This window comes from Bradyrhizobium lablabi (assembly GCF_900141755.1).
Lineage (GTDB): Bacteria > Pseudomonadota > Alphaproteobacteria > Rhizobiales > Xanthobacteraceae > Bradyrhizobium > Bradyrhizobium lablabi_A.
Genome location: NZ_LT670844.1, coordinates 122,487 through 141,094, shown reverse-complemented (window position 1 = coordinate 141,094; position 18,608 = coordinate 122,487). Strand labels below are relative to the sequence as shown.

Here is an 18,608-nt window from a genome sequence, read left to right as displayed (position 1 = left end):
TCCGCAGCCTCGTGCTCGGCCTTAGGCAGCTTCGTGATGTAGCGGCCGGCATCCTCGAGGGTGACGGGCTGGCGGCCGCGCGGAGGCTCAGCTACCTAATCTTAGCCAAGCACTCCTTCAGGCGCTCAAGCTCCAAACGAACTTGCGACTCCATGGCGTCTTGTAATGCGAGCGTGCCCTTGCTGGACAATTCTGCGGAGGCCTTCCTGTCCAGATTCTGCTTCCAATCCCGGATTGCCTGCTTAGTGGCCTTTTGGGCCTGCGACGCCGCCTTAAGGTACGTTGTTATGCAGGCGTCGGCCATTGAGCACGTCTGGCACTCTTGAGCGGCGGCAGCGCTTGAAACAAGCAAGGTAAGTGTCGCGGCAAAGACCTTCATTGCTTTTTCCCCGGTATTGGCCCGGCGGATGTTCTGCTTGCTTGGGCTTGTTTGCAACGGCTGCATGCGCCATTGAAGCCGCCGGCCGACGCGCGAGTCGAATCGCCCCATATGTTGCGCGCATCAGGCCGCTCCGCCCCAAGGGGAGGGGCCCCGCGGTGCTGATCGTGGAAATGTCTTACTGATGGCTGGCTTTAATGCGAGAGGGCGCTTTGCTGTCTCGGGATCGGAATCGGTGCCCGCATCCGGTGCGGTCGCTATTGCTTCCGCCGGCGTAGCCGTCCCGATGGTTAGGATCACGAAGAAACATAGCCACGCCGAGATAGTCGGTATGGATGCCCGTCATGTGCGGCACACGCCAAGAAGGTTTCCCGTCATGAAGCTCGCGATGTTGTCGCGCGCAGCCTTGGAGTTGAACGCCTGCTTCAGCGTCATGTCGTCGACGTGGCCGATTGCGAGTTCGTCTTTCTCCGCGAGTTGTCGACGCGGCAGCCACATTGGCGGATGGTGCCATCGCTGAGTATCTGCAGAGCGAACATCCGGCCGCAGCGAATTCGCTTTCGTCCGACGTTCTCTCCGTCTAACAGGACCATCCCCGGCAGAAGATCATCCTGCCTGTAAAATAGCGGAGCGTTGGAAGGCTGAGAAAGTAGGTTCTTCTAACCGTCGCCGCTGCTCGCCGGCTGCGTGCCAGAAGCGGGCCCATGGAAAACGGGATTTGTCTTCCTCGCCGCAAAACCGGCACCAGCCAAGGTGTGTGACGAGAAATTCGTTCTTTAACCGTGTGCCAATTGAGATGCACCCACTTCTGCTGCATCCAACGCGGTGACTAGCGGGGGGAAGGAGGCGTATCGCAAACAAAAAGACCGAAGGCGGTCTCTCTCAGCATCAAGTGAGCGTGAGACGTGAAGCGGTTCACATTCGTGCGTCGCGGCTCGAGATAATTGAAACGGTGCAGACTTTTCTACGTATCGGACCTGAACGGGAGGCTTCCCATGAAGCGTCGGATGATTTCTGCTCTTGCGACTATCGCTCTAATCGCCGCCGCGGCCGCCATGTTGCGGTCTCCGCGGACCGAGATGTCCGCCGAGACCGCTGCGATGCCCTCGTTGCAGCAGCTCCACACCGCGGCCGGCGTAAATAAGCTTCCAAACCAGGAAATTGAGGATCACGCATTGATGTTTCCAAACGCGGCGAAGCGCTAGGAAGCGGGATCTGACTGTAAGGTAGATTGCTGATTTCAGCCTTAGGGCTGATGCGAGACCGTCGAGAGACGGTGGACTGCCCTCCTTTGGGCGGGCGTTTTCTCCCAAGACTTGCCGCCGTGATCCCTTTGGGGTTGCGGCGGCACGTTCATTTTATTTCCCCTTCGCCTTCGGTAGATCGACGCGGGCCTCACGAAATTCGGTCGGGCCTTTGGTGAGGCGGCTCCGCCGCTGGGCGCGTTCTTCGGGCGGCGCAGCCGGATCGATCATCTTTTCGATCGCCTTTGTGGCGAGCTCCTGAGCGCGCAACTTCCGGCCGGGATTGCTGACGGGCCTCGCTGGCATCTTCACCTGGAGGCCAAGCTCGACCAGGCGGCGGATGGCTTCGGAGCGACTGGGCGCCTCCGGCTGCTTCGCAGCCCATGCATCGACGTTCTCTCGTAATTCGATTGATAGACGAATGGCCGTAACTGGGTCTCTGCCCGTTGCTGGCCGACCGCGCCTGTTTTGTGGTACTACCTTATTTGACTTCGCCATAAATGTGTAGTACCAAAAATCCGACCCAAGGGGAAGCGTCAACTTCCGCCCCGGCTCTAACCCCGAGCAAGGAGCTCCTCTCAATGCCCAAGGCTGACCGCGTGCATAGCACGCCACCCACAAACGCGCCCATATCTCAAAGCAACCCTATGGACGCCACGTCGCGGCGCCGCTTCCTGACGAACGCTGCTGGCGTGGCCGCTGGTGGCACGGGCGACAATTCCGCCCGCGTCGACCGCCGACGCGCTGGCGGGCGCGGCTAAGAAGCCGGAAGCCATTTTGGGCCTGATAGCGGACCACAGGGCCGCCATCGCGGCCACGGACGACGCCATGCGGCATTACGGCGAGATGGAGCAAACTATTCCAGACGATCGGCGCAAGGGGATCGACCGGCTTATCCGGTTTTCTCGATGACACGGACAACCACATGGAGCTCGAACCGGAGGACGAAGCGGACGACGCCGAGCTAGAGGACGGCGATCCAGCAGAGGACGATGGATTGCGCGAACCGTCCCTTGGCAGCCTCGATCACCACCTCAACCAAGAGCAATGGGCCGCTGGCAGCCGCCGCGACCTCGAGCAAGACGGCTCCGAATCCGGCATCGCCGATCAGGATGGTTTGGACGAACAAGTCCCCTTCCGCGATTGGCAAGGCGTGGGGATGGCCTGAGCGCGTAAATGAGACAGCCCGCCGGTTCGCGCCGGCGGGTTTTTTCTTACAATCGCAACCTTTTTCCCGAGGCTGAAATAGCGCCGTAGCGCAGACCGTTCAATTTGGGTGCGCATATCAGCAACGGGAGACCAGCCAATGAGTTCAAGGGATGCTTTGACGCACCAAGCGCAATCTCGGCCAAAAACTGGCGCGGCCATGATGCGAATGACTATCGCGGTTGCTGCTCTGATTGTGGTTGTAGCCACCATGTTGCGGTCGCGATCTTCTTCGATCGAGCTACCGGCCGCTGCCAAGCCGCCGTTGCAAGAACTCCACCCAATGCTTCCCACTGAGTTTGGCAGCTTGAATTTCTAGTCAGCTCGCTCGGTCTTGCACTCATGATGAGGAACGCTAAAAAACCCCGCTCGCTGGGAAGGCGGACGGGGCCGGTATGAATTGCAGCGCTGGATTAGGACGCCGCCCGAAGATCATATCCGAGATTCGGACAACTCACAGGCAATCATCCGGACGAGGAGCGGTGATGCTCAATCGATGTGCGCGAGTCGTGTCCGGTGCGCGGCAAACGGGGCGTCAATGGAGCCCCGCGCGGACACAGGCCGGCGCTCATCCGGACGAGCAGAGGTGAGGGCCGCCCGTCAGAAGAATCCGGCGTTTATATCCAGTCAATTATATCCAGTCCATTGGCGTCCGGTGCTAGTCGCAGAGAGGCAATCCATTCTGCCAGAAGCAACGAAACGACCAGGCCGACGCCGCAAAAGATAACAATGGTTTTTAGCGTTTCGACGTCAACCTGAGTTCCAGACGCACGCGAAAGCGCTCTTGCGATAGTAGCCATTTGCAGCCTCCAATCCCAACCCCAAGGATGAGACTGGCCTCGCGTGATAGCTCACCCAGCGCGCGGCAAATGTGAACTATGTCACTCTGCTCGACAAATCCGCAGTCCGGCTTGGCATCATCCGTACAATGAGCGCCAGTTCACGCCGGGCGGGCTTTTGCTTGCCCTATTATCGTGGACCGTCGATTTGCGTGTGGCGCTATCTTCGGCAATCACTTTCAAAGCCGAATGTTCGTCGGCACAAGCAGCGATGCTTAGCCGATCAGCGTACACGATCCATTGATGGCCAATTTCCTTGACTGTATATTCTGTCATTGCGGGGCCCACCATCGTGCTACCCCCAGCCAATTCGGCATTTACGGCTGACTTGCCTTACCGTTTTGTTAAACTGACAAACGAAAGTCGCCACCGCTCCAGTAGCGGCTTTTTGCTGCTGGACGCGAGGCCGGTTCACGCCGGCGAATTTTCGTTCGGGCTACCTCGTTAGTCCGCTGCACGCCCTTGCCCCGTAGTCTTACGGGCGAGTTGTTCGTTGAACCTTGGCACGTCTCGTGCTGACATATCAGTGCTGGGGATTTTGAGGGCCCAGCTTCGATATGCACCGCCGCCGAGCGATCATATTTCCGTTTGGCGGCGTTGTGCGTTTCTGGCCGCCTCAGTTTGGCAGCCCTCTTTTAATCTCAACCTTGCCGGACTGCCCTCGCCGGGAGCGCTCGGCACTTTGCGGTCGAGGAGAGATGAGGGGCGGCGCGCGCCGTGATATGATTGAATCTGATAGTCCGGTTGGAGACACCCGGCGTGATCTTGTTCAGCGGCGGCGATACACATTCACGGTCAGTCCTCAAAGCGATCAGTTGGCGAACTTTAGGCACCCTCGACACTTTCGCGATCAGCTGGTTCTTGTCGGGCAAGGTTGGACTCGCGGGCTCCATCGCCGTCCTCGAGTTCGCAACCAAAATCGTGTGGTATTACCTGCATGAGCGCTTGTGGGCTGCCGCCCCTTGGGGACGACGTTAACTTACTGCCCACAAAACTTGCCGAGCAAATTCGCGAACGAAAAACGAACCGCCGTGTACCATCCGTGTACCACGGACTCAGCGGTACTAAACGGGAAAGGCTGATACCAAAGGGTTTTCTTCATTTCGGAATGGTACACGGATTTAACGAGAACAGAACGCACATCCCCTTGAAATTGTTGGCGATCCCAGCAGGATTCGAACCTGCAACCCACGGAGTAGAAATCCGTTACTCTATCCAGTTGAGCTATGGGACCGTCGGGGTGACCCGAATTGCGCCTTCATAGCACTGCCAATATGAAAAATCCGCCTTGCCGCCAAGCCCGTTCCGAACCCTTTTGTGACCACAGACGACATACCGAAGCGGTGGACCCCCGGTCCGCCCTTAACGCTATGTTGCACGCCATGCTGCGCCGCAATGGGCCGCCGGCGAGGCAAAAGGCTCGTTTCGGCAGATGTCACATGCGACTTTTTCGCAACCCCATTTCGCCGCCATCAGTCCGTCACCTTTTCGCGCATTTCTCACCCTTAAGCGGCATCTGTCCGCTGGCCCGGGAGCTCCATCATGATCGGTTTGGTTCGCGCCGCAACACTTTGCGCAACGCTGGCGCTTGGCCTGGTCTCAGCGCAGGCCGCGGATAAGGCCTTCAAACGCGACGATCTCGCCGATTCGGCCATAAAACTGGAGGCCCAGATCAAGAGCGAGGCGGGGCCGGTCGCCAAATCCAATGCGACGCTGAAAACCGACGCCGATGCCGCCTTCAAGCGCAGCGATTTCCGCACCGGATTGCAAATCCTCGGGCAAATCGCCGCGACGACGCCGGAGGACAGCGGCAACTGGCTGCGGCTCGCGCGTACCATCTTCCAGATCCGCCCGGCCAACTCGACCGAGCAGACCTTCCTGCTCGAGCGGGCCTCGACCGCGGCCTACATCGCCTATCAGCGCGCCGGCAATCCGGGCGAGGAGGCGGATGCGCTCGCCGTGCTCGGCCGGGCGCTGTCCGAGCGCAAGCTGTGGCGCCCGTCGCTCGATGCGTTGCGGCTGTCGCTCGACATGCGCGAGGTCGCCGACGTGCGCGGACAATATGAGAAGATGCGCGACGAGCACGGTTTTCGATTGCTCGATTATACCGTCGATTCCGATTCAGCCTCGCCGCGCGCCTGCTTCCAGTTCTCCGAAGATCTGGCAAAACGCACCGACTTTGCGCCGTTCGTAACGCTTGCCGGCAACGACAAGCCGGCGCTGTCGGTGGAGGAAAAGCAGCTTTGCGTCGACGGATTGACCCATGGCGAGCGCTACAACATCAATCTGCGCGCGGGGCTGCCGTCCACGGTCAAGGAAACCCTGCCGAAATCGGCTGAATTCAACATTTACGTCCGCGACCGCAAGCCGTTCGTGCGCTTCACCGGGCGGGCCTATGTGCTGCCCCGCACCGGCCAGCGCGGTATTCCGCTCGTCAGCGTCAATACGCCCGCGGTGACCGTCGACGTCTTCCGGATCGGCGACCGCAATCTGATCAACACCGTGATCGACAATGATTTTCAACGTTCCCTGAACAAATATGAATTGTCGGGCCTCGGCGGCGAGCGCGGCGTCAAAGTCTGGTCGGGCGAACTTGCGACCGCGACCACGCTCAATCAGGACGTCACCACCGCGTTCCCGGTCGACCAGGCGCTGGGCGACCTGCAGCCGGGCGTCTATGTCATGACCGCCGCGCCCAAGGGCCCCGGCAGCGACGATGACAATTCGCTGGCGACGCAGTGGTTCATCGTCTCGGATTTGGGCATCGCCGCCTTCTCCGGCAATGACGGCATCCATGTCTTCGTCAATTCGCTGGCCTCGACCGACCCGGTTGGCAAAGCCGAAGTGCGGCTGGTCGCGCGCAACAACGAGATTCTGGCGACCCGCAAGACCGACGACTCAGGCCACGTGCTGTTCGAGGCGGGGCTGGCGCGCGGCGAGGGCGGTCTGTCGCCGGCGATGCTGACAGTGACCGGCGACAAGGCCGACTACGCTTTCCTGAGCCTGAAATCCAACGCGTTCGATCTGTCGGATCGCGGCGTTTCCGGCCGGCCCGCGCCAACCGGCGCCGATGCCTTCGTCTATGCCGAACGCGGCGTCTATCGCTCCAACGAAACCGTGTATCTCACAGCACTTCTGCGCGACGGCCAGGGCAATGCCGTCACGGGTGGGCCGCTGACATTGGTAATCGAGCGTCCCGACGGCGTCGAATTCCGTCGCGCGCAGCTCGCGGACCAGGGCGCGGGCGGGCGCAGCATGACCTTGGCGCTCAATTCCGCCGTGCCGACCGGGACCTGGCGGGTCCGGGCCTTTACCGATCCGAAGGGCAATTCGGTCGGCGAAACCACCTTCATGGTCGAGGATTACGTCCCCGAGCGGATCGAATTCGACCTCACTGCCAAGGATAAGCAGATCAAAGCTGAAGTTCCTGTAGAACTCAAAGTGGACGGTCATTTCCTTTATGGCGCCCCGGCATCGGGCCTGCAGATTGAGGGCGACCTGCTGGTCGCGCCCGCCGCCGAGCGGCCGGGTTTTGCCGGGTACCAGTTCGGCGTCGCCGATGAAGAAACCACCAGCAACGAGCGCACGCCGATCGAGAATCTGCCGGAGTCAGACGCCAGCGGCGTCGCGACATTCCCCGTCAGCCTCGCAAAGCCGCCGTCATCGACGCGGCCGCAGGAGGCGCAAATCTTCATCCGCATGGCGGAAGCCGGCGGCCGCGCGGTCGAGCGCAAACTGGTGCTGCCGGTCGCGCCCGCAGCGGCCATGATCGGCGTCAAACCGTTATTCGCCGACAAGAACGTCGCCGAAGGCGACAAGGCCGCCTTCGACGTCGTCTTCGCAGCCCCCGACGGCAAGCCACTGGCGCGCGAGGGGCTGCGCTATGAGCTGTTGAAGATCGAATCCCGCTACCAATGGTATCGCCAGAATTCCTCCTGGGATTTTGAGCCGGTCAAATCGACTACTCGCGTTGCCGACGGCGATCTGTCGATATCAGCCGACAAGCCGTCGCGGATAACGCTCTCGCCGCAGCCCGGCCGCTATCGCCTCGACGTCAAATCGACCGAGGCCGATGGTCCCCTGACATCGGTGCAGTTCGATGTCGGCTGGTATTCCGACGGGAGTGCCGACACGCCCGATCTCTTGGAGACCTCGATCGACAAGCCGCAATACCAGTCCAGCGATACCATGGTGGTGTCGGTCAACGCCCGCACCGCCGGCAAGCTCACCATCATCGTGCTGGGCGACCGCCTGCTGACGACGCAGACCACCGACGTCAAGGAAGGCACCGCGCAGGTCAAAATTCCCGTGGCTAAGGATTGGGGCACCGGCGCCTATGTGCTGGCGACGCTGCGTCGCCCGCTCGACGTCGCCGCCTCGCGGATGCCGGGCCGCGCCATCGGGCTAAAATGGTTCGGCATCGACAAGAACCCGCGGACACTGCAGGTCAATCTTTCACCGCCGGCCCTGGTGCGCCCGAACGCGACGCTGAAGGTGCCGGTCAAGCTCGGCGGTCTTAACCCCGGCGAAGACGCCAAAATCGTGGTTGCCGCGGTCGATGTCGGCATCCTCAACCTCACCAACTACAAGCCGCCGGCGCCGGATGATTATTATCTCGGCCAGCGCCGCCTTAGTTCGGAAATCCGCGACCTCTATGGGCAGTTGATCGACGGCATGCAGGGCACGCGCGGTCAGCTCAAGACCGGCGGCGATTCCGGCGCGGAGCTGCAGGGCAGTCCGCCGACGCAGAAGCCGTTGGCGCTCTATTCCGGGATTGTCACCGTCGCGGCAGACGGGTCAGCTGAAGTCAATTTCGACATCCCCGAATTTGCAGGGACAGCGCGGGTGATGGCGGTGGCCTGGACCGCCACAAAACTTGGCCGCGCCACCACCGATGTCACGGTGCGCGATCCCGTGGTGCTGACGGCGACATTGCCGCGCTTCCTGCTCAACGGCGATCATGGCACCATGAGTTTTGACCTCGACAACGTCGAGGGCACGCCCGGCGACTACACCATCCGCGTCAAGACATCGGGACCGGTCAAAGTCACCGGCAATCCCGCCACCAACGTGAATCTCGCGGCCAAGCAGCGAACCTCGATGTCGCTGGCGCTCGACGCCGGCGGCGCCGGCTCCGCGCAGCTCGATGTCGATATCAGCGGCCCGAACGGGCTGACCTTGGCGCGGCATTACGCGCTCGATGTCAAGCCGGCGACGCAGATCCTGGCGCGCCGGTCGATCCGGACCTTGGCGAAAGGCGAAAGCCTGACGCTGACATCCGACATGTTCTCGGATCTGGTCGAGGGCACCGGCGGTGTCTCGCTGTCGGTGAGCACGTCCACCGCGCTCGACGCCGCCACCATCCTCAAGGCGCTCGATCGCTATCCGCATGGCTGTTCGGAACAGATCACGAGCCGCGCCATGCCGCTGCTCTACGTCAATGATCTTGCGGCCGGCGCGCATCTTGCGATGGATACCGAAGTCGACCAGCGCATCAAGGATGCGATCGATCGGCTATTGGCGCGGCAAGGCTCGAACGGGTCGTTCGGGCTGTGGTCGGCCGGCGGCGACGATTCCTGGCTCGACGCCTATGTCACGGACTTCCTGACCCGCGCCCGCGAAAAGGGATTTGCGGTGCCGGACGTGTCGTTCAAGAGCGCGCTCGATCGCATCCGCAATTCGGTCGTCAACGCCAATGAGCCGGAAAAAGACGGCGGGCGCGATCTCGCTTACGGGCTCTACGTGCTCGCGCGTAACGGCGCGGCCCCGATCGGCGATCTGCGCTATCTCGCCGATACCAAGCTTAGCAATCTGGCGACTCCGATCGCAAAATCGCAGCTGGCGGCGGCGCTGGCGCTCGTCGGCGACAAGACGCGAGCCGAGCGGGTCTATCAGGCCGCGCTCGACAGTCTTGTGCCCAAGCCGGTGCTGGAGTTCGGCCGCACCGATTACGGCAGCGCGTTGCGCGATGCTGCGGCGCTGGTTTCGCTCGCGAGTGAAGGCAACGCGCCGAAGGCGACGCTGACGCAGGCGGTCGCCCGCGTCGAAGTCGCGCGCGGGCTGACGCCGTACACCTCGACGCAGGAAAATGCCTGGCTGGTGCTGGCATCGCGCGCGCTGTCGAAGGAGACGATGAGCCTCGACCTCAACGGCGCGGCAATCAAGACCGCGCTCTATCGCAGCTACAAGGCCGGCGAGATGGCGGGAGCGCCGATCAAGATCACCAACACCGGCGACACGCCGGTCCAGGCGGTGGTCTCGGTCAGCGGCGCGCCGATCACGCCGGAGCCGGCAGCCTCGAACGGTTTCAAGATCGAGCGCAATTATTTCACGCTCGACGGCAAGCCGGCCGACGTGGCAAAGGCCAAGCAGAACGATCGCTTCGCGGTCGTCCTGAAGATCACCGAGGCAAAACCGGAATTCGGTCACATCATGGTGTCGGATTATCTCCCGGCAGGCCTCGAGATCGACAATCCGCATCTGGTCTCATCAGGCGATACCGGCACGCTCGACTGGATCGAGGATGGCGAGGAGCCTAAAAACACCGAGTTCCGCGACGACCGCTTTACGGCTGCCATCGACCGCGCCGCCGACGCCAAGGCGGTGTTCACGGTGGCCTATGTGGTGCGCGCGGTGACGCCGGGTAAATACGTGCTGCCGCAAGCCTATGTCGAGGACATGTACAACCCCTCGCGCTACGGCCGCACCGGCACGGGAGCGGTCGAGGTGCGTCCGGCGAAATGAGCGAAGCGGGGACAAACAGTTCTCCGTCATGCCCGGGCAAAAGGCGCGAAGCGCCGTCTTCGCAGCAGATGTCCCGGGCATCCACGTCCTTTGTTGCTGCGAATGAAGACGTGGATGGCCGGGACAAGCCCGGCCATGACGGTGTGAGGAGACGGCGCATCGTTCGCTTCGCTGCCGCCGTAGCCTTCGCAGTCCTCGCGATCTCCGCTGCCTTCGCCTTCTGGGTCGTCTCGCTCGGGCCGTTGCCATTGGAGCAAGCAAAACAAGTCTCCACCACAATCGTCGACCGCAACGGAAAGCTGTTGCGCGCCTATGCGATGGCCGACGGCCGCTGGCGGCTGCCGGTCGACGCCAAGACCGCCGTCGATCCCGGCTATCTAAAACTGCTGCTGGCCTATGAAGACCGCCGCTTCCGCTCCCATTCGGGCGTCGATCCCATTGCGCTCGGCCGCGCGGCGCTTCAGCTCGTGGCGCGCGGGCACATCGTGTCCGGCGGCTCGACCATCACGATGCAGCTGGCGCGGTTGATGGAGCCGCGGCGCGAGCGCTCGGTCTATGCCAAGTTGCGGCAGATGGTGCGCGCGCTGGAAATCGAGCGGCAGCTGACAAAAGACCAGATCCTCGATCTTTATCTGGCGCTGGCGCCCTATGGCGGCAATCTCGAGGGCATTCGCGCCGCGTCCATCGCCTACTTTGGCAAAGAGCCGAAGCGACTGTCGCTGGCGGAAGCCGCGCTATTGGTCGCGTTGCCGCAATCGCCGGAAACCCGCAGGCTTGATCGCTATCCGGATGTGGCGCGCGCGGCGCGCGATCGCGTGCTCGATCGCATGGTCGAAGATGGCCAGGTGTCGCGCGACGACGCCATGCAGGCCAAGACGGTTCTGGTGCCGCGGCTGCGACGGCCGATGCCGATCCTGGCGCCGCATTCCGCCGATCAGGCCATCGCGACCGTGAAGGACGCGCCCGTGATCCGGCTGACGCTGGATGCGAGCCTGCAGAAAGTGCTGGAAGCGCTGGCGCGCGATCGCGCCATCGCCTTGGGTCCGAACATTTCGGTCGCCATCGTCGCGGTCGACAATGAGAGCGGCGACATCCTGGCGCGGGTCGGTTCGCCCGATTATTTCGACGAGCGGCGCGCGGGGCAGGTGGACATGAGCCGCGCGGTGCGCTCGCCGGGATCGACCCTAAAACCGTTCATCTATGGCCTCGCCTTCGAGGACGGCTTTGTGCATCCGGAAAGCCTGATCGACGACCGGCCGATCCGGTTCGGCACTTACGCGCCGGAAAATTTCGACATGACCTTTCAGGGCACGGTCGCAGTGCGCCGGGCGCTGCAGCAGTCGCTGAATGTGCCGGCGATTGCCTTGCTCGACCGGGTCGGCTCGAGCCGCTTGGCGTCGCGATTGCGGCAGGCGGGCGCCAATCTGGTGCTGCCGAAAGACGAGGCGCCGGGGCTTGCGATGGGTCTCGGCGGCGTCGGCGTCACGCTGCAGGATCTGGCGCAGCTCTATGCGGGATTGGCGCGGCTCGGCAACACACGGCCGCTGCGCGAGATCGTGACCAACAATGACGACCGGCGCGAATCCTTGAGGCTGTTGGATCAGGTCGCGGCGTGGCAGGTCGGCAATGTGCTGATGGGCACGCCGCCGCCGGAAAATGCGCCGCATAACCGGGTCGCGTTCAAGACCGGCACCAGCTACGGCTACCGCGATGCCTGGTCGGTCGGCTTCGATGGCCGCATGACCATCGGGGTCTGGGTGGGACGTCCCGACGGCGCGCCGGTTCCGGGCCTTGCCGGCCGCACCGCCGCTGCACCCATCCTGTTCGATGCCTTCGCGCGAACCGGCAAGCTTCCGGTTCCGCTGCCAAAGCCGCCGAAAGGCGCGCTGGTCGCCAGCAACGCAAAACTTCCGTTGCCGCTGCGGCGGTTCCGCGCCGTCGGGGAACTGGTCCGGACCGGTGGCGAGCAGGCGCCGCACATTCAATTTCCCTTAAATGGCTCGCGGATCGACGTCGACCGTTCGGCCAACGGGCAATTCGCCGCGATGCCCGTAAAAGTCGCCGGCGGCGTGCTGCCGATGACCATGCTGGTGAATGGCGTCGCGGCCGGTGAAATCGACGGCAGGCGCCAGCGGCTGGTCGATCCGCCCGGGCCAGGCTTTGCCCGATTGACCGTGATCGACGCCACGGGCGCTGCGGACACAGTTGTCATCCGAATTCAATAGAGCCTCCCTAAGCGGTTGTCGCGATAGCGGTTTCGGCGTATGCGGAATCGATGGTCGAGACCTATGCCCGCCCCCGATTTGGAGAGCCGCGCGAGCCGAAGAACCGGGTAAATCCGGGCGGCCGGCTAGTCGGCGCGCTCGATTTTGTCAGCGGCAGCCACTTTCGGGCGGTGGCGTTCCTGACGCTGTGCGCCTTGCTGCTGTTTCTCCCCGGATTTTTCAACATTCCGCCGATCGACCGCGACGAGGCGCGCTTTGCGCAGGCGACCAAGCAGATGGTCGAGACCGGCGATTTCGTCGACATCCGCTTCCAGGATGACGTCCGCTACAAGAAACCGGTCGGCGTGTACTGGCTGCAGGCCGCGGCCGTCGAAAGCGCGTCCGCGCTGGGCCTGCCGCACGCGCAGCTTCGCGTCTGGCTCTACCGCGTTCCGTCGCTGATTGGTGCCATCGGCGCGGTGCTGTTGACGTACTGGGCGGCGCTGACCTTCGTGACACGGCGCGGCGCGATCCTTGCCGCGCTGATCGTGGGCAGCTCGGTGTTGCTTGGCGCCGAAGCACGCCTTGCGAAAACCGACGCAATGCTGCTCTTGACCGTCGTCGCGGCGATGGGCGCGCTGGCGCGGGTCTATCTGTCGTGGCAGCGCGGCGAGGATCCCGAGCATCCGCCATGGACGTGGCCGGCGATTTTCTGGACGGCGCTGGCCGGCGGCATGCTGCTCAAGGGGCCGTTGATCCTGATGTTCGTCGCGCTGACGATTGTTGCACTCGCGATCCTCGACCGCTCCGCGACCTGGCTTTGGCGGCTGCGTCCGCTATGGGGACTGATGTGGATGCTGGTTTTGGTGCTGCCATGGTTCGTCGCGATTTTCTGGCGGGCGGGTGAAGCGTTTTTCGCGGACTCGATAGGCGGCGACATGCTGAGCAAGCTCGGCGCGCAGGAATCCCATGGCGCGCCGCCGGGGGTTTATCTGTTGCTGTTCTGGGTGACGTTCTGGCCCGGCGCGCCGCTCGCGGCGATGGCGGCGCCGGCGGTGTGGCGGGCGAGACGGGAGCCCGGCGCGCAGTTCTTGCTGGCGTGGCTGCTTCCGTCCTGGATCGTGTTCGAATTGGTGTTGACAAAATTGCCGCATTACGTGCTGCCGCTCTATCCGGCGATCGCCATCCTCACGGTTGGCGCGCTGGAGCGGCGCGTGCTGTCGCGCTCCTGGTTGCGGCGCGGCGCCGCCTGGTGGTTTGTTATCCCGGCAATGGCTTCGGTCATCGCCGTGATCGGCGCGATCACGCTGACGCGCCAGCCGGTGTTTCTGGCGTGGCCGTTCGTGGCGGCGGCGCTGATTTTCGGACTGTTCGCGTGGTGGCTGTACGACGACAATCGCGCCGAACGCTCGCTGCTGAATGCGGTGGTCGCGGCGATGTTCCTGGCGGTCGCCATCTATGGCGTCGTGGTACCGGCGCTGACGCCGCTATTTCCGAGCGCGGAGATCGCGCGCGCGCTGCGCAACGTCGTCTGCGTCGGCCCGAAGGCCGCCGCGGCGGGCTTTCACGAGCCCAGTCTCGTCTTCATGACCGCCACCGAGACGCTGTTGACGGACGGATCGGGGGCTGCGGATTTTCTGGGCCAGGGCAGTTGCCGTTTTGCCCTCGTCGAGCAGCGCTCGGAGCGCGGCTTCGTCCAGCGCGCCGAAGCGATCGGGCTGCGCTACAACGTCGCGACCCGGATCGACGGCTATAATATCTCCCAAGGCAGAGCGATTTCGGTCGCGATCTTCCGCTCCGAGGGCACGGAATAAAATGCCCGCGCAAATCGGCAGCGCCGGATCTCAAAACTATCTCTCCGGCCTGTTGGCCCTGGTGCGGCGCTCGGCTCTTCAACTCGTGCGCCCGCCGTCGCATTCGCGGCGTTCCGAGGCGGCGCGACGATTGGCGCGCCACTCGCTTTTGATCACGGCGATTGTCGGCGCGCTCGTCATCGTGCTGATGGTTGGGCTCGATGCCCAAGAAATCGCGCTGATGCCGCCGCGCGGCAGCGCCGGCCTCTGGATCGTTCGCATCCTGACGGATTTTGGCAAAGAGACCTATGTTCTGTGTTTGCTGGCGGGGATGCTGCTCGTCGTTGCCGTGATGGCCCCGGGATTGCGGCGAACCTTGCAATCCCGGCTGCTGAGCTTCGGCACGCGGCTGCAGTTTCTGTTCTTTGCCGTGCTGGCGCCGGTTCTCGCCGGCGAGGTGATAAAATGGATCGCCGGGCGCGGCCGGCCGTTCGTCGGCGGCAAGGCCAACCCGTTCAACTTCGTACCGTTCTCCGGGACCGAAGCCCATGCCAGCTTTCCCTCGGCCCATGCCATCACCAGCGTGGCGCTCGCGTTCGCGATATCGGCGGTTTGGCCGCGGGCGCGGCCGGTGATGATCGTGTACGTGCTTCTGATTGTGGCGACCCGTCTGGTGCTGTTGGCCCATCATCCGAGCGACGTGGTCGCGGGCGGCTTGATCGGCGTGATCGGCGCGATGGCCGTGCGCTATTGGTTTGCCGCCCGCAGTCTGGGTTTTGCGATCCATCGCGATGGCGAAATTGTGCCAATTCCGGGCGTTGGCCGCCGGCTCAAAAGGGTTGCCGCGGAGCCGTCAGCCCCATAAGAAGCGGTCGCCGCAAGTGCCGGACGGAAAGCTTCGCCGGCGGTGGGCCGATTCAAACGATGAGTGTTGATTTGCCATCTTCCGACGCAGCTGCTGTGGCCGTTTCCATCGTTGTCCCCGTGCGCAACGAAGCCGAGAACATCAGCCCCTTGATTGCGGAAATCGCCGCCGCGCTCGACGGAAAGTGGAATTATGAGATCATCTATGTCAATGACGGCTCGACCGACGGCACCGCCGAACGGCTTGCAACCATCATGAAAGAGCGCGGCAATCTGCGCCAGATCCGTCACGCGACTTCCGCGGGCCAGTCGGCGGCGGTGCGCAGCGGGGTTCGTGCCGCGCGCGGCGCCATCGTGGCGACGCTCGACGGCGACGGGCAAAACAATCCGGCGTTCCTTCCGGATCTGATTTCGGCGATCGAGCGCGGCGGCGAGCGCACCGGGCTTGCCGCCGGCCAGAGGGTAGGGCGTCAAGATACCGGATTTAAGAAAATCCAGTCGCGCGTCGCCAATCGCGTGCGCAGCGCAATCCTGCACGATGGCACCCGCGACACCGGGTGCGGCCTGAAGGCGTTCCGGCGCGAGGTGTTCCAGATGATGCCGTATTTCGACGGGCTGCATCGCTTTCTGCCGGCACTGATGCGCCGCGAGGGCTACGAGATCGCCTATGTCGATGTCATCGATCGGCCGCGCCATTCCGGCGTGTCGAATTACGGTTTTTTCGATCGGCTTTGGATCGGGATCATGGATCTCGCCGGCGTCTGGTGGCTGATCCGCCGCAAGAAGCCGACACCTGTCGCGACCGAGGTGACGTCATGACCGACCTCTTCAATAATCTCGCGAGCTATTTGCACGATGTCTTCGTGATCAAATTCGACGGCTGGGTGGTGCTGGGGTTCGTGGCGCAGGGGTTTTTCACCATGCGCTTCGTGGTGCAATGGATCGCCTCGGAGCGTGCCCGCAAGAGCGTCATCCCGGTGGCGTTCTGGTTCTTCTCGATCGGAGGCGGCGTGCTGCTCTTGGTCTATGCGCTGTACCGCAAAGACCCGGTATTCATCGCGGGCCAGGCGCTCGGGCTCCTGGTCTACATCCGCAATCTGTATTTCATCATTGTCAACGGACGGCAGGCGTCGGCGGACGGTTGAGCAAATTCGTCCTGTCCCGTTCGAGATGTAGCGTGGCAAAACAACGACTTATAATCGCGAAACGCGATCCGCTTTGGATCGGCCGTATTCCATGATCGCGCCGATTTGGACCCAGACCGATCGCTTCGGAGGCGTCACTACCTCCGGCTTGTTTCCGGCGTTAACCGGGTGTTTTAAAAGCCATTGGATTCGGCTGGCCGACCACGTACCGTGGTGCCTGCCGGTTCAGGAGTCCTGGGGATGGAGAGACGCCTAGCTGCGATAGTCTGCGCTGACGTCGCCGGATACTCGCGAATGATGGGATTCGACGAGGCGGGTACGCATGCCGCGTTCAAGGCCCATCGAAGCGCGATGTATCCGATCATCCTCAATCACGGCGGCCGGATCGTGAAGAACACCGGCGACGGTTTCATGCTGGAGTTTCCGAGCGTTGTCGGCGCCATCGAATGCGCGATCGCAGCTCAGGCGCTGATGTCGGAACGCAACAGCCAGCTGCCTACGGATCGGGTCATGCAATTCCGTATGGGCATCCATATGGGAGACGTCATGGCCGACGAAGACGATGTGTTCGGCGACGATGTGAACCTTGCCGCGCGGCTGGAGACGATCGCCGCTCCCGGCGGCGTTGCGGTTTCGGCAAAGGCCTATGGCGAGGCCAGCAAGCACCTCAGCGCCATCCTTGTCGACGCCGGCATTCACCGTTTCAAGAACATCGAGGAGCCAGTCAGCGTCTGGAGCTGGCAGCCCGTCGGTACCGATACCCGTGGCTCCGAGGAGAGGGACACCACCAACCTGCCGGCGCAATATCGGACGGCGATCGTGGGCGTGCTTCCGTTCGCCAATCTCAGTGACAGCACCGACGAATATTTTTCGGACGGTCTGACGGAAGATCTGATCCATGCGCTTTCGCTGCAATCCTTTTACCGGGTTCTGAGCCGAAGTTCGACCTTTGCATTCAAGGGCAAGAATCTGAGCACGCGCCTGATCGCGCGGGAGATTGACGCGACCTACCTGATCCAGGGTTCCGTGCGGCGTGCCGGCAGCAAGATTCGTGTCACCGCGGAATTGATTGCTCCTGAGAACGGCGAACAATTATGGACCGGTCGATATGACAGGGACATCGGCGATCTGTTCGCGGTTCAGGATGAGCTCACCACGAATCTGTCCGCGGCATTGGCGCCGGAGATCTATCGGGCGGAAGCTTCCGCCCCCACACGCTCATCGTTCACCAATTTGACCGCGTGGGACCGGTTCCTGAAGGGGCTTTCTCACTATTACCAACCGACCAAAGCGGATTATGAAGCCTCGATCGCCCTGTTCAGGGAGGCCATTTCGCTCGACCCCGGGCTTGCAATCGCGCGCGCCTACCTCGCCAACGTCATGGTGCAGGGCGTGCAGTTTGGATGGATCAGGAGCACGCGCGAATTGTGGTCCGAGCTGCTGAGCCTCGCAGAAAGCAGTGTTCGGCTTGATCCGCGTTCGGCATTCGCATTTCAGATCCTGTCCTATGTGCATGCCATGGAGGGAGATTTCGATATCGCAATGGATGCCGCAAAAAAGGCGGTTGAATTAAATCCGTATGACATGGGCGCGCGCGGTGTTCTTGGAATAAGTCATTTCATGATCGGCGAGCACCGACAGGCGATCGAATTATTTTCAATGGCGGTACAGCGCGGCAACAGCGACCCCCGATACCAATGGGCCGGAGTGCTCGCATTCAGCCACTACCTTCTCGGACAATATGACGCGTCGCTGTCCTGGGCGCGTGAAGCCCTTTATTTGAATCCCAATCATCTCCAAGTGCTCGGCGTCCGGCCGGCTGCTCTGGCACAATCGGGACGGGCCGAGGAAGCAGCAGCGGCGACCGAGGTTTTGCTCACCAGCTTCCCCGGCTTCACCGTTGAACGGCATCTGCGGAATTTCCGCTGGAAAAATCCGGCCGACACCGCCCATTATCGCGACGGGCTTTTGAAAGCGGGCGTTCCCTTGACTAAATTGAATCTCGTCGAGAATGCCTCGAAGCGCACGGCAAATTCCTGAGCGGGATTGGGAGGTCACGGCGCCGGGTTCCCGAAAGGCGGGCAAGCTGGCGCGACCAGCCTGCATAATCCCACCTGATCGCTGACCTTTAGTTGACACGGTCTCGAATTCCGCCAAAACTCCGGCGCATCCTGAGGTAGCAAACCCCAG

General features: G+C 62.5%; 12 protein-coding genes and 1 tRNA gene. 9 read left to right on the top strand and 4 right to left on the bottom strand.

The window, feature by feature from the left end:
- Positions 1 to 91 precede the first annotated feature (91 nt).
- From B5526_RS00590 to B5526_RS00580, 3 genes are all read right to left on the bottom strand, one after another.
- Positions 92 to 445 (bottom strand): hypothetical protein, encoded by a 354-nt coding sequence (locus B5526_RS00590; protein WP_244562159.1) that lies wholly within the window; start codon positions 443 to 445, stop codon positions 92 to 94.
- A gap of 276 nt (positions 446 to 721) precedes the next feature.
- On the bottom strand, positions 722 to 877 hold the full coding sequence (locus B5526_RS37260; RefSeq protein ID WP_154071051.1) for a hypothetical protein: 156 nt from the start codon (positions 875 to 877) through the stop codon (positions 722 to 724).
- A gap of 860 nt (positions 878 to 1,737) precedes the next feature.
- Positions 1,738 to 2,163 (bottom strand): hypothetical protein, encoded by a 426-nt coding sequence (locus B5526_RS00580; RefSeq protein ID WP_244562158.1) that lies wholly within the window; start codon positions 2,161 to 2,163, stop codon positions 1,738 to 1,740.
- A gap of 385 nt (positions 2,164 to 2,548) precedes the next feature.
- Here B5526_RS00580 and B5526_RS37255 point away from each other — a divergent pair, with 385 nt between their 5' ends.
- Together B5526_RS37255 and B5526_RS00560 are read left to right on the top strand one after the other, a co-directional pair.
- Positions 2,549 to 2,791: a hypothetical protein gene (locus B5526_RS37255; protein WP_154071050.1), complete on the top strand. Its 243-nt coding sequence runs from the start codon at positions 2,549 to 2,551 to the stop codon at positions 2,789 to 2,791.
- A 1,636-nt stretch (positions 2,792 to 4,427) separates the two neighbouring features.
- Positions 4,428 to 4,646 carry a DUF2061 domain-containing protein gene (locus B5526_RS00560; RefSeq protein ID WP_079544584.1) on the top strand — a complete coding sequence of 73 codons (219 nt, stop codon included), beginning with the start codon at positions 4,428 to 4,430 and terminating at the stop codon, positions 4,644 to 4,646.
- Between the two features lie 179 nt (positions 4,647 to 4,825).
- On the opposite strand, the gene B5526_RS00555 is transcribed toward B5526_RS00560, so the two are convergent.
- A tRNA-Arg gene (locus tag B5526_RS00555) sits at positions 4,826 to 4,902 on the bottom strand.
- A 308-nt stretch (positions 4,903 to 5,210) separates the two neighbouring features.
- Here B5526_RS00555 and B5526_RS00550 point away from each other — a divergent pair.
- From B5526_RS00550 to B5526_RS00520, 7 genes are all read left to right on the top strand, one after another.
- A complete protein-coding gene (locus B5526_RS00550; RefSeq protein ID WP_079536070.1) occupies positions 5,211 to 10,412 on the top strand; it encodes an alpha-2-macroglobulin family protein in 5,202 nt (1,733 codons plus the stop codon).
- Entirely contained in the window at positions 10,409 to 12,637 is a 2,229-nt protein-coding gene (gene pbpC / locus B5526_RS00545; RefSeq protein WP_079536069.1) for a penicillin-binding protein 1C, read from the top strand. Before B5526_RS00550 ends, pbpC begins: the two co-directional genes overlap by 4 nt.
- A 50-nt stretch (positions 12,638 to 12,687) precedes the next feature.
- Positions 12,688 to 14,430, top strand: coding sequence for an ArnT family glycosyltransferase (locus tag B5526_RS00540; protein ID WP_079536067.1), 1,743 nt, complete (start codon positions 12,688 to 12,690; stop codon positions 14,428 to 14,430).
- A gap of 1 nt (position 14,431) precedes the next feature.
- Positions 14,432 to 15,274: a phosphatase PAP2 family protein gene (locus tag B5526_RS00535; RefSeq protein WP_079536065.1), complete on the top strand. Its 843-nt coding sequence runs from the start codon at positions 14,432 to 14,434 to the stop codon at positions 15,272 to 15,274.
- Between the two features lie 59 nt (positions 15,275 to 15,333).
- Positions 15,334 to 16,092 carry a glycosyltransferase family 2 protein gene (locus B5526_RS00530; protein WP_079536063.1) on the top strand — a complete coding sequence of 253 codons (759 nt, stop codon included), beginning with the start codon at positions 15,334 to 15,336 and terminating at the stop codon, positions 16,090 to 16,092.
- Complete coding sequence (locus B5526_RS00525; protein ID WP_079536062.1) at positions 16,089 to 16,418, top strand: lipid-A-disaccharide synthase N-terminal domain-containing protein; 330 nt, start codon at positions 16,089 to 16,091, stop codon at positions 16,416 to 16,418. Before B5526_RS00530 ends, B5526_RS00525 begins: the two co-directional genes overlap by 4 nt.
- A 240-nt stretch (positions 16,419 to 16,658) precedes the next feature.
- Positions 16,659 to 18,458: an adenylate/guanylate cyclase domain-containing protein gene (locus B5526_RS00520; RefSeq protein ID WP_079536060.1), complete on the top strand. Its 1,800-nt coding sequence runs from the start codon at positions 16,659 to 16,661 to the stop codon at positions 18,456 to 18,458.
- Positions 18,459 to 18,608: the final 150 nt, after the last annotated feature.

Bases quoted from the DNA above. Each gene is read 5' to 3' on its own strand.
- B5526_RS00535 (WP_079536065.1), top strand. From the start codon at position 14,432: ATGCCCGCGCAAATCGGCAGCGCCGGATCTCAAAACTATCTCTCCGGC.
- B5526_RS37260 (WP_154071051.1), bottom strand. From the start codon at position 877: ATGTGGCTGCCGCGTCGACAACTCGCGGAGAAAGACGAACTCGCAATC.
- pbpC (WP_079536069.1), top strand. From the start codon at position 10,409: ATGAGCGAAGCGGGGACAAACAGTTCTCCGTCATGCCCGGGCAAAAGG.
- B5526_RS00590 (WP_244562159.1), bottom strand. From the start codon at position 445: ATGCAGCCGTTGCAAACAAGCCCAAGCAAGCAGAACATCCGCCGGGCC.
- B5526_RS00530 (WP_079536063.1), top strand. From the start codon at position 15,334: ATGAGTGTTGATTTGCCATCTTCCGACGCAGCTGCTGTGGCCGTTTCC.
- B5526_RS00520 (WP_079536060.1), top strand. From the start codon at position 16,659: ATGGAGAGACGCCTAGCTGCGATAGTCTGCGCTGACGTCGCCGGATAC.
- B5526_RS37255 (WP_154071050.1), top strand. From the start codon at position 2,549: ATGGAGCTCGAACCGGAGGACGAAGCGGACGACGCCGAGCTAGAGGAC.
- B5526_RS00550 (WP_079536070.1), top strand. From the start codon at position 5,211: ATGATCGGTTTGGTTCGCGCCGCAACACTTTGCGCAACGCTGGCGCTT.
- B5526_RS00525 (WP_079536062.1), top strand. From the start codon at position 16,089: ATGACCGACCTCTTCAATAATCTCGCGAGCTATTTGCACGATGTCTTC.
- B5526_RS00540 (WP_079536067.1), top strand. From the start codon at position 12,688: ATGGTCGAGACCTATGCCCGCCCCCGATTTGGAGAGCCGCGCGAGCCG.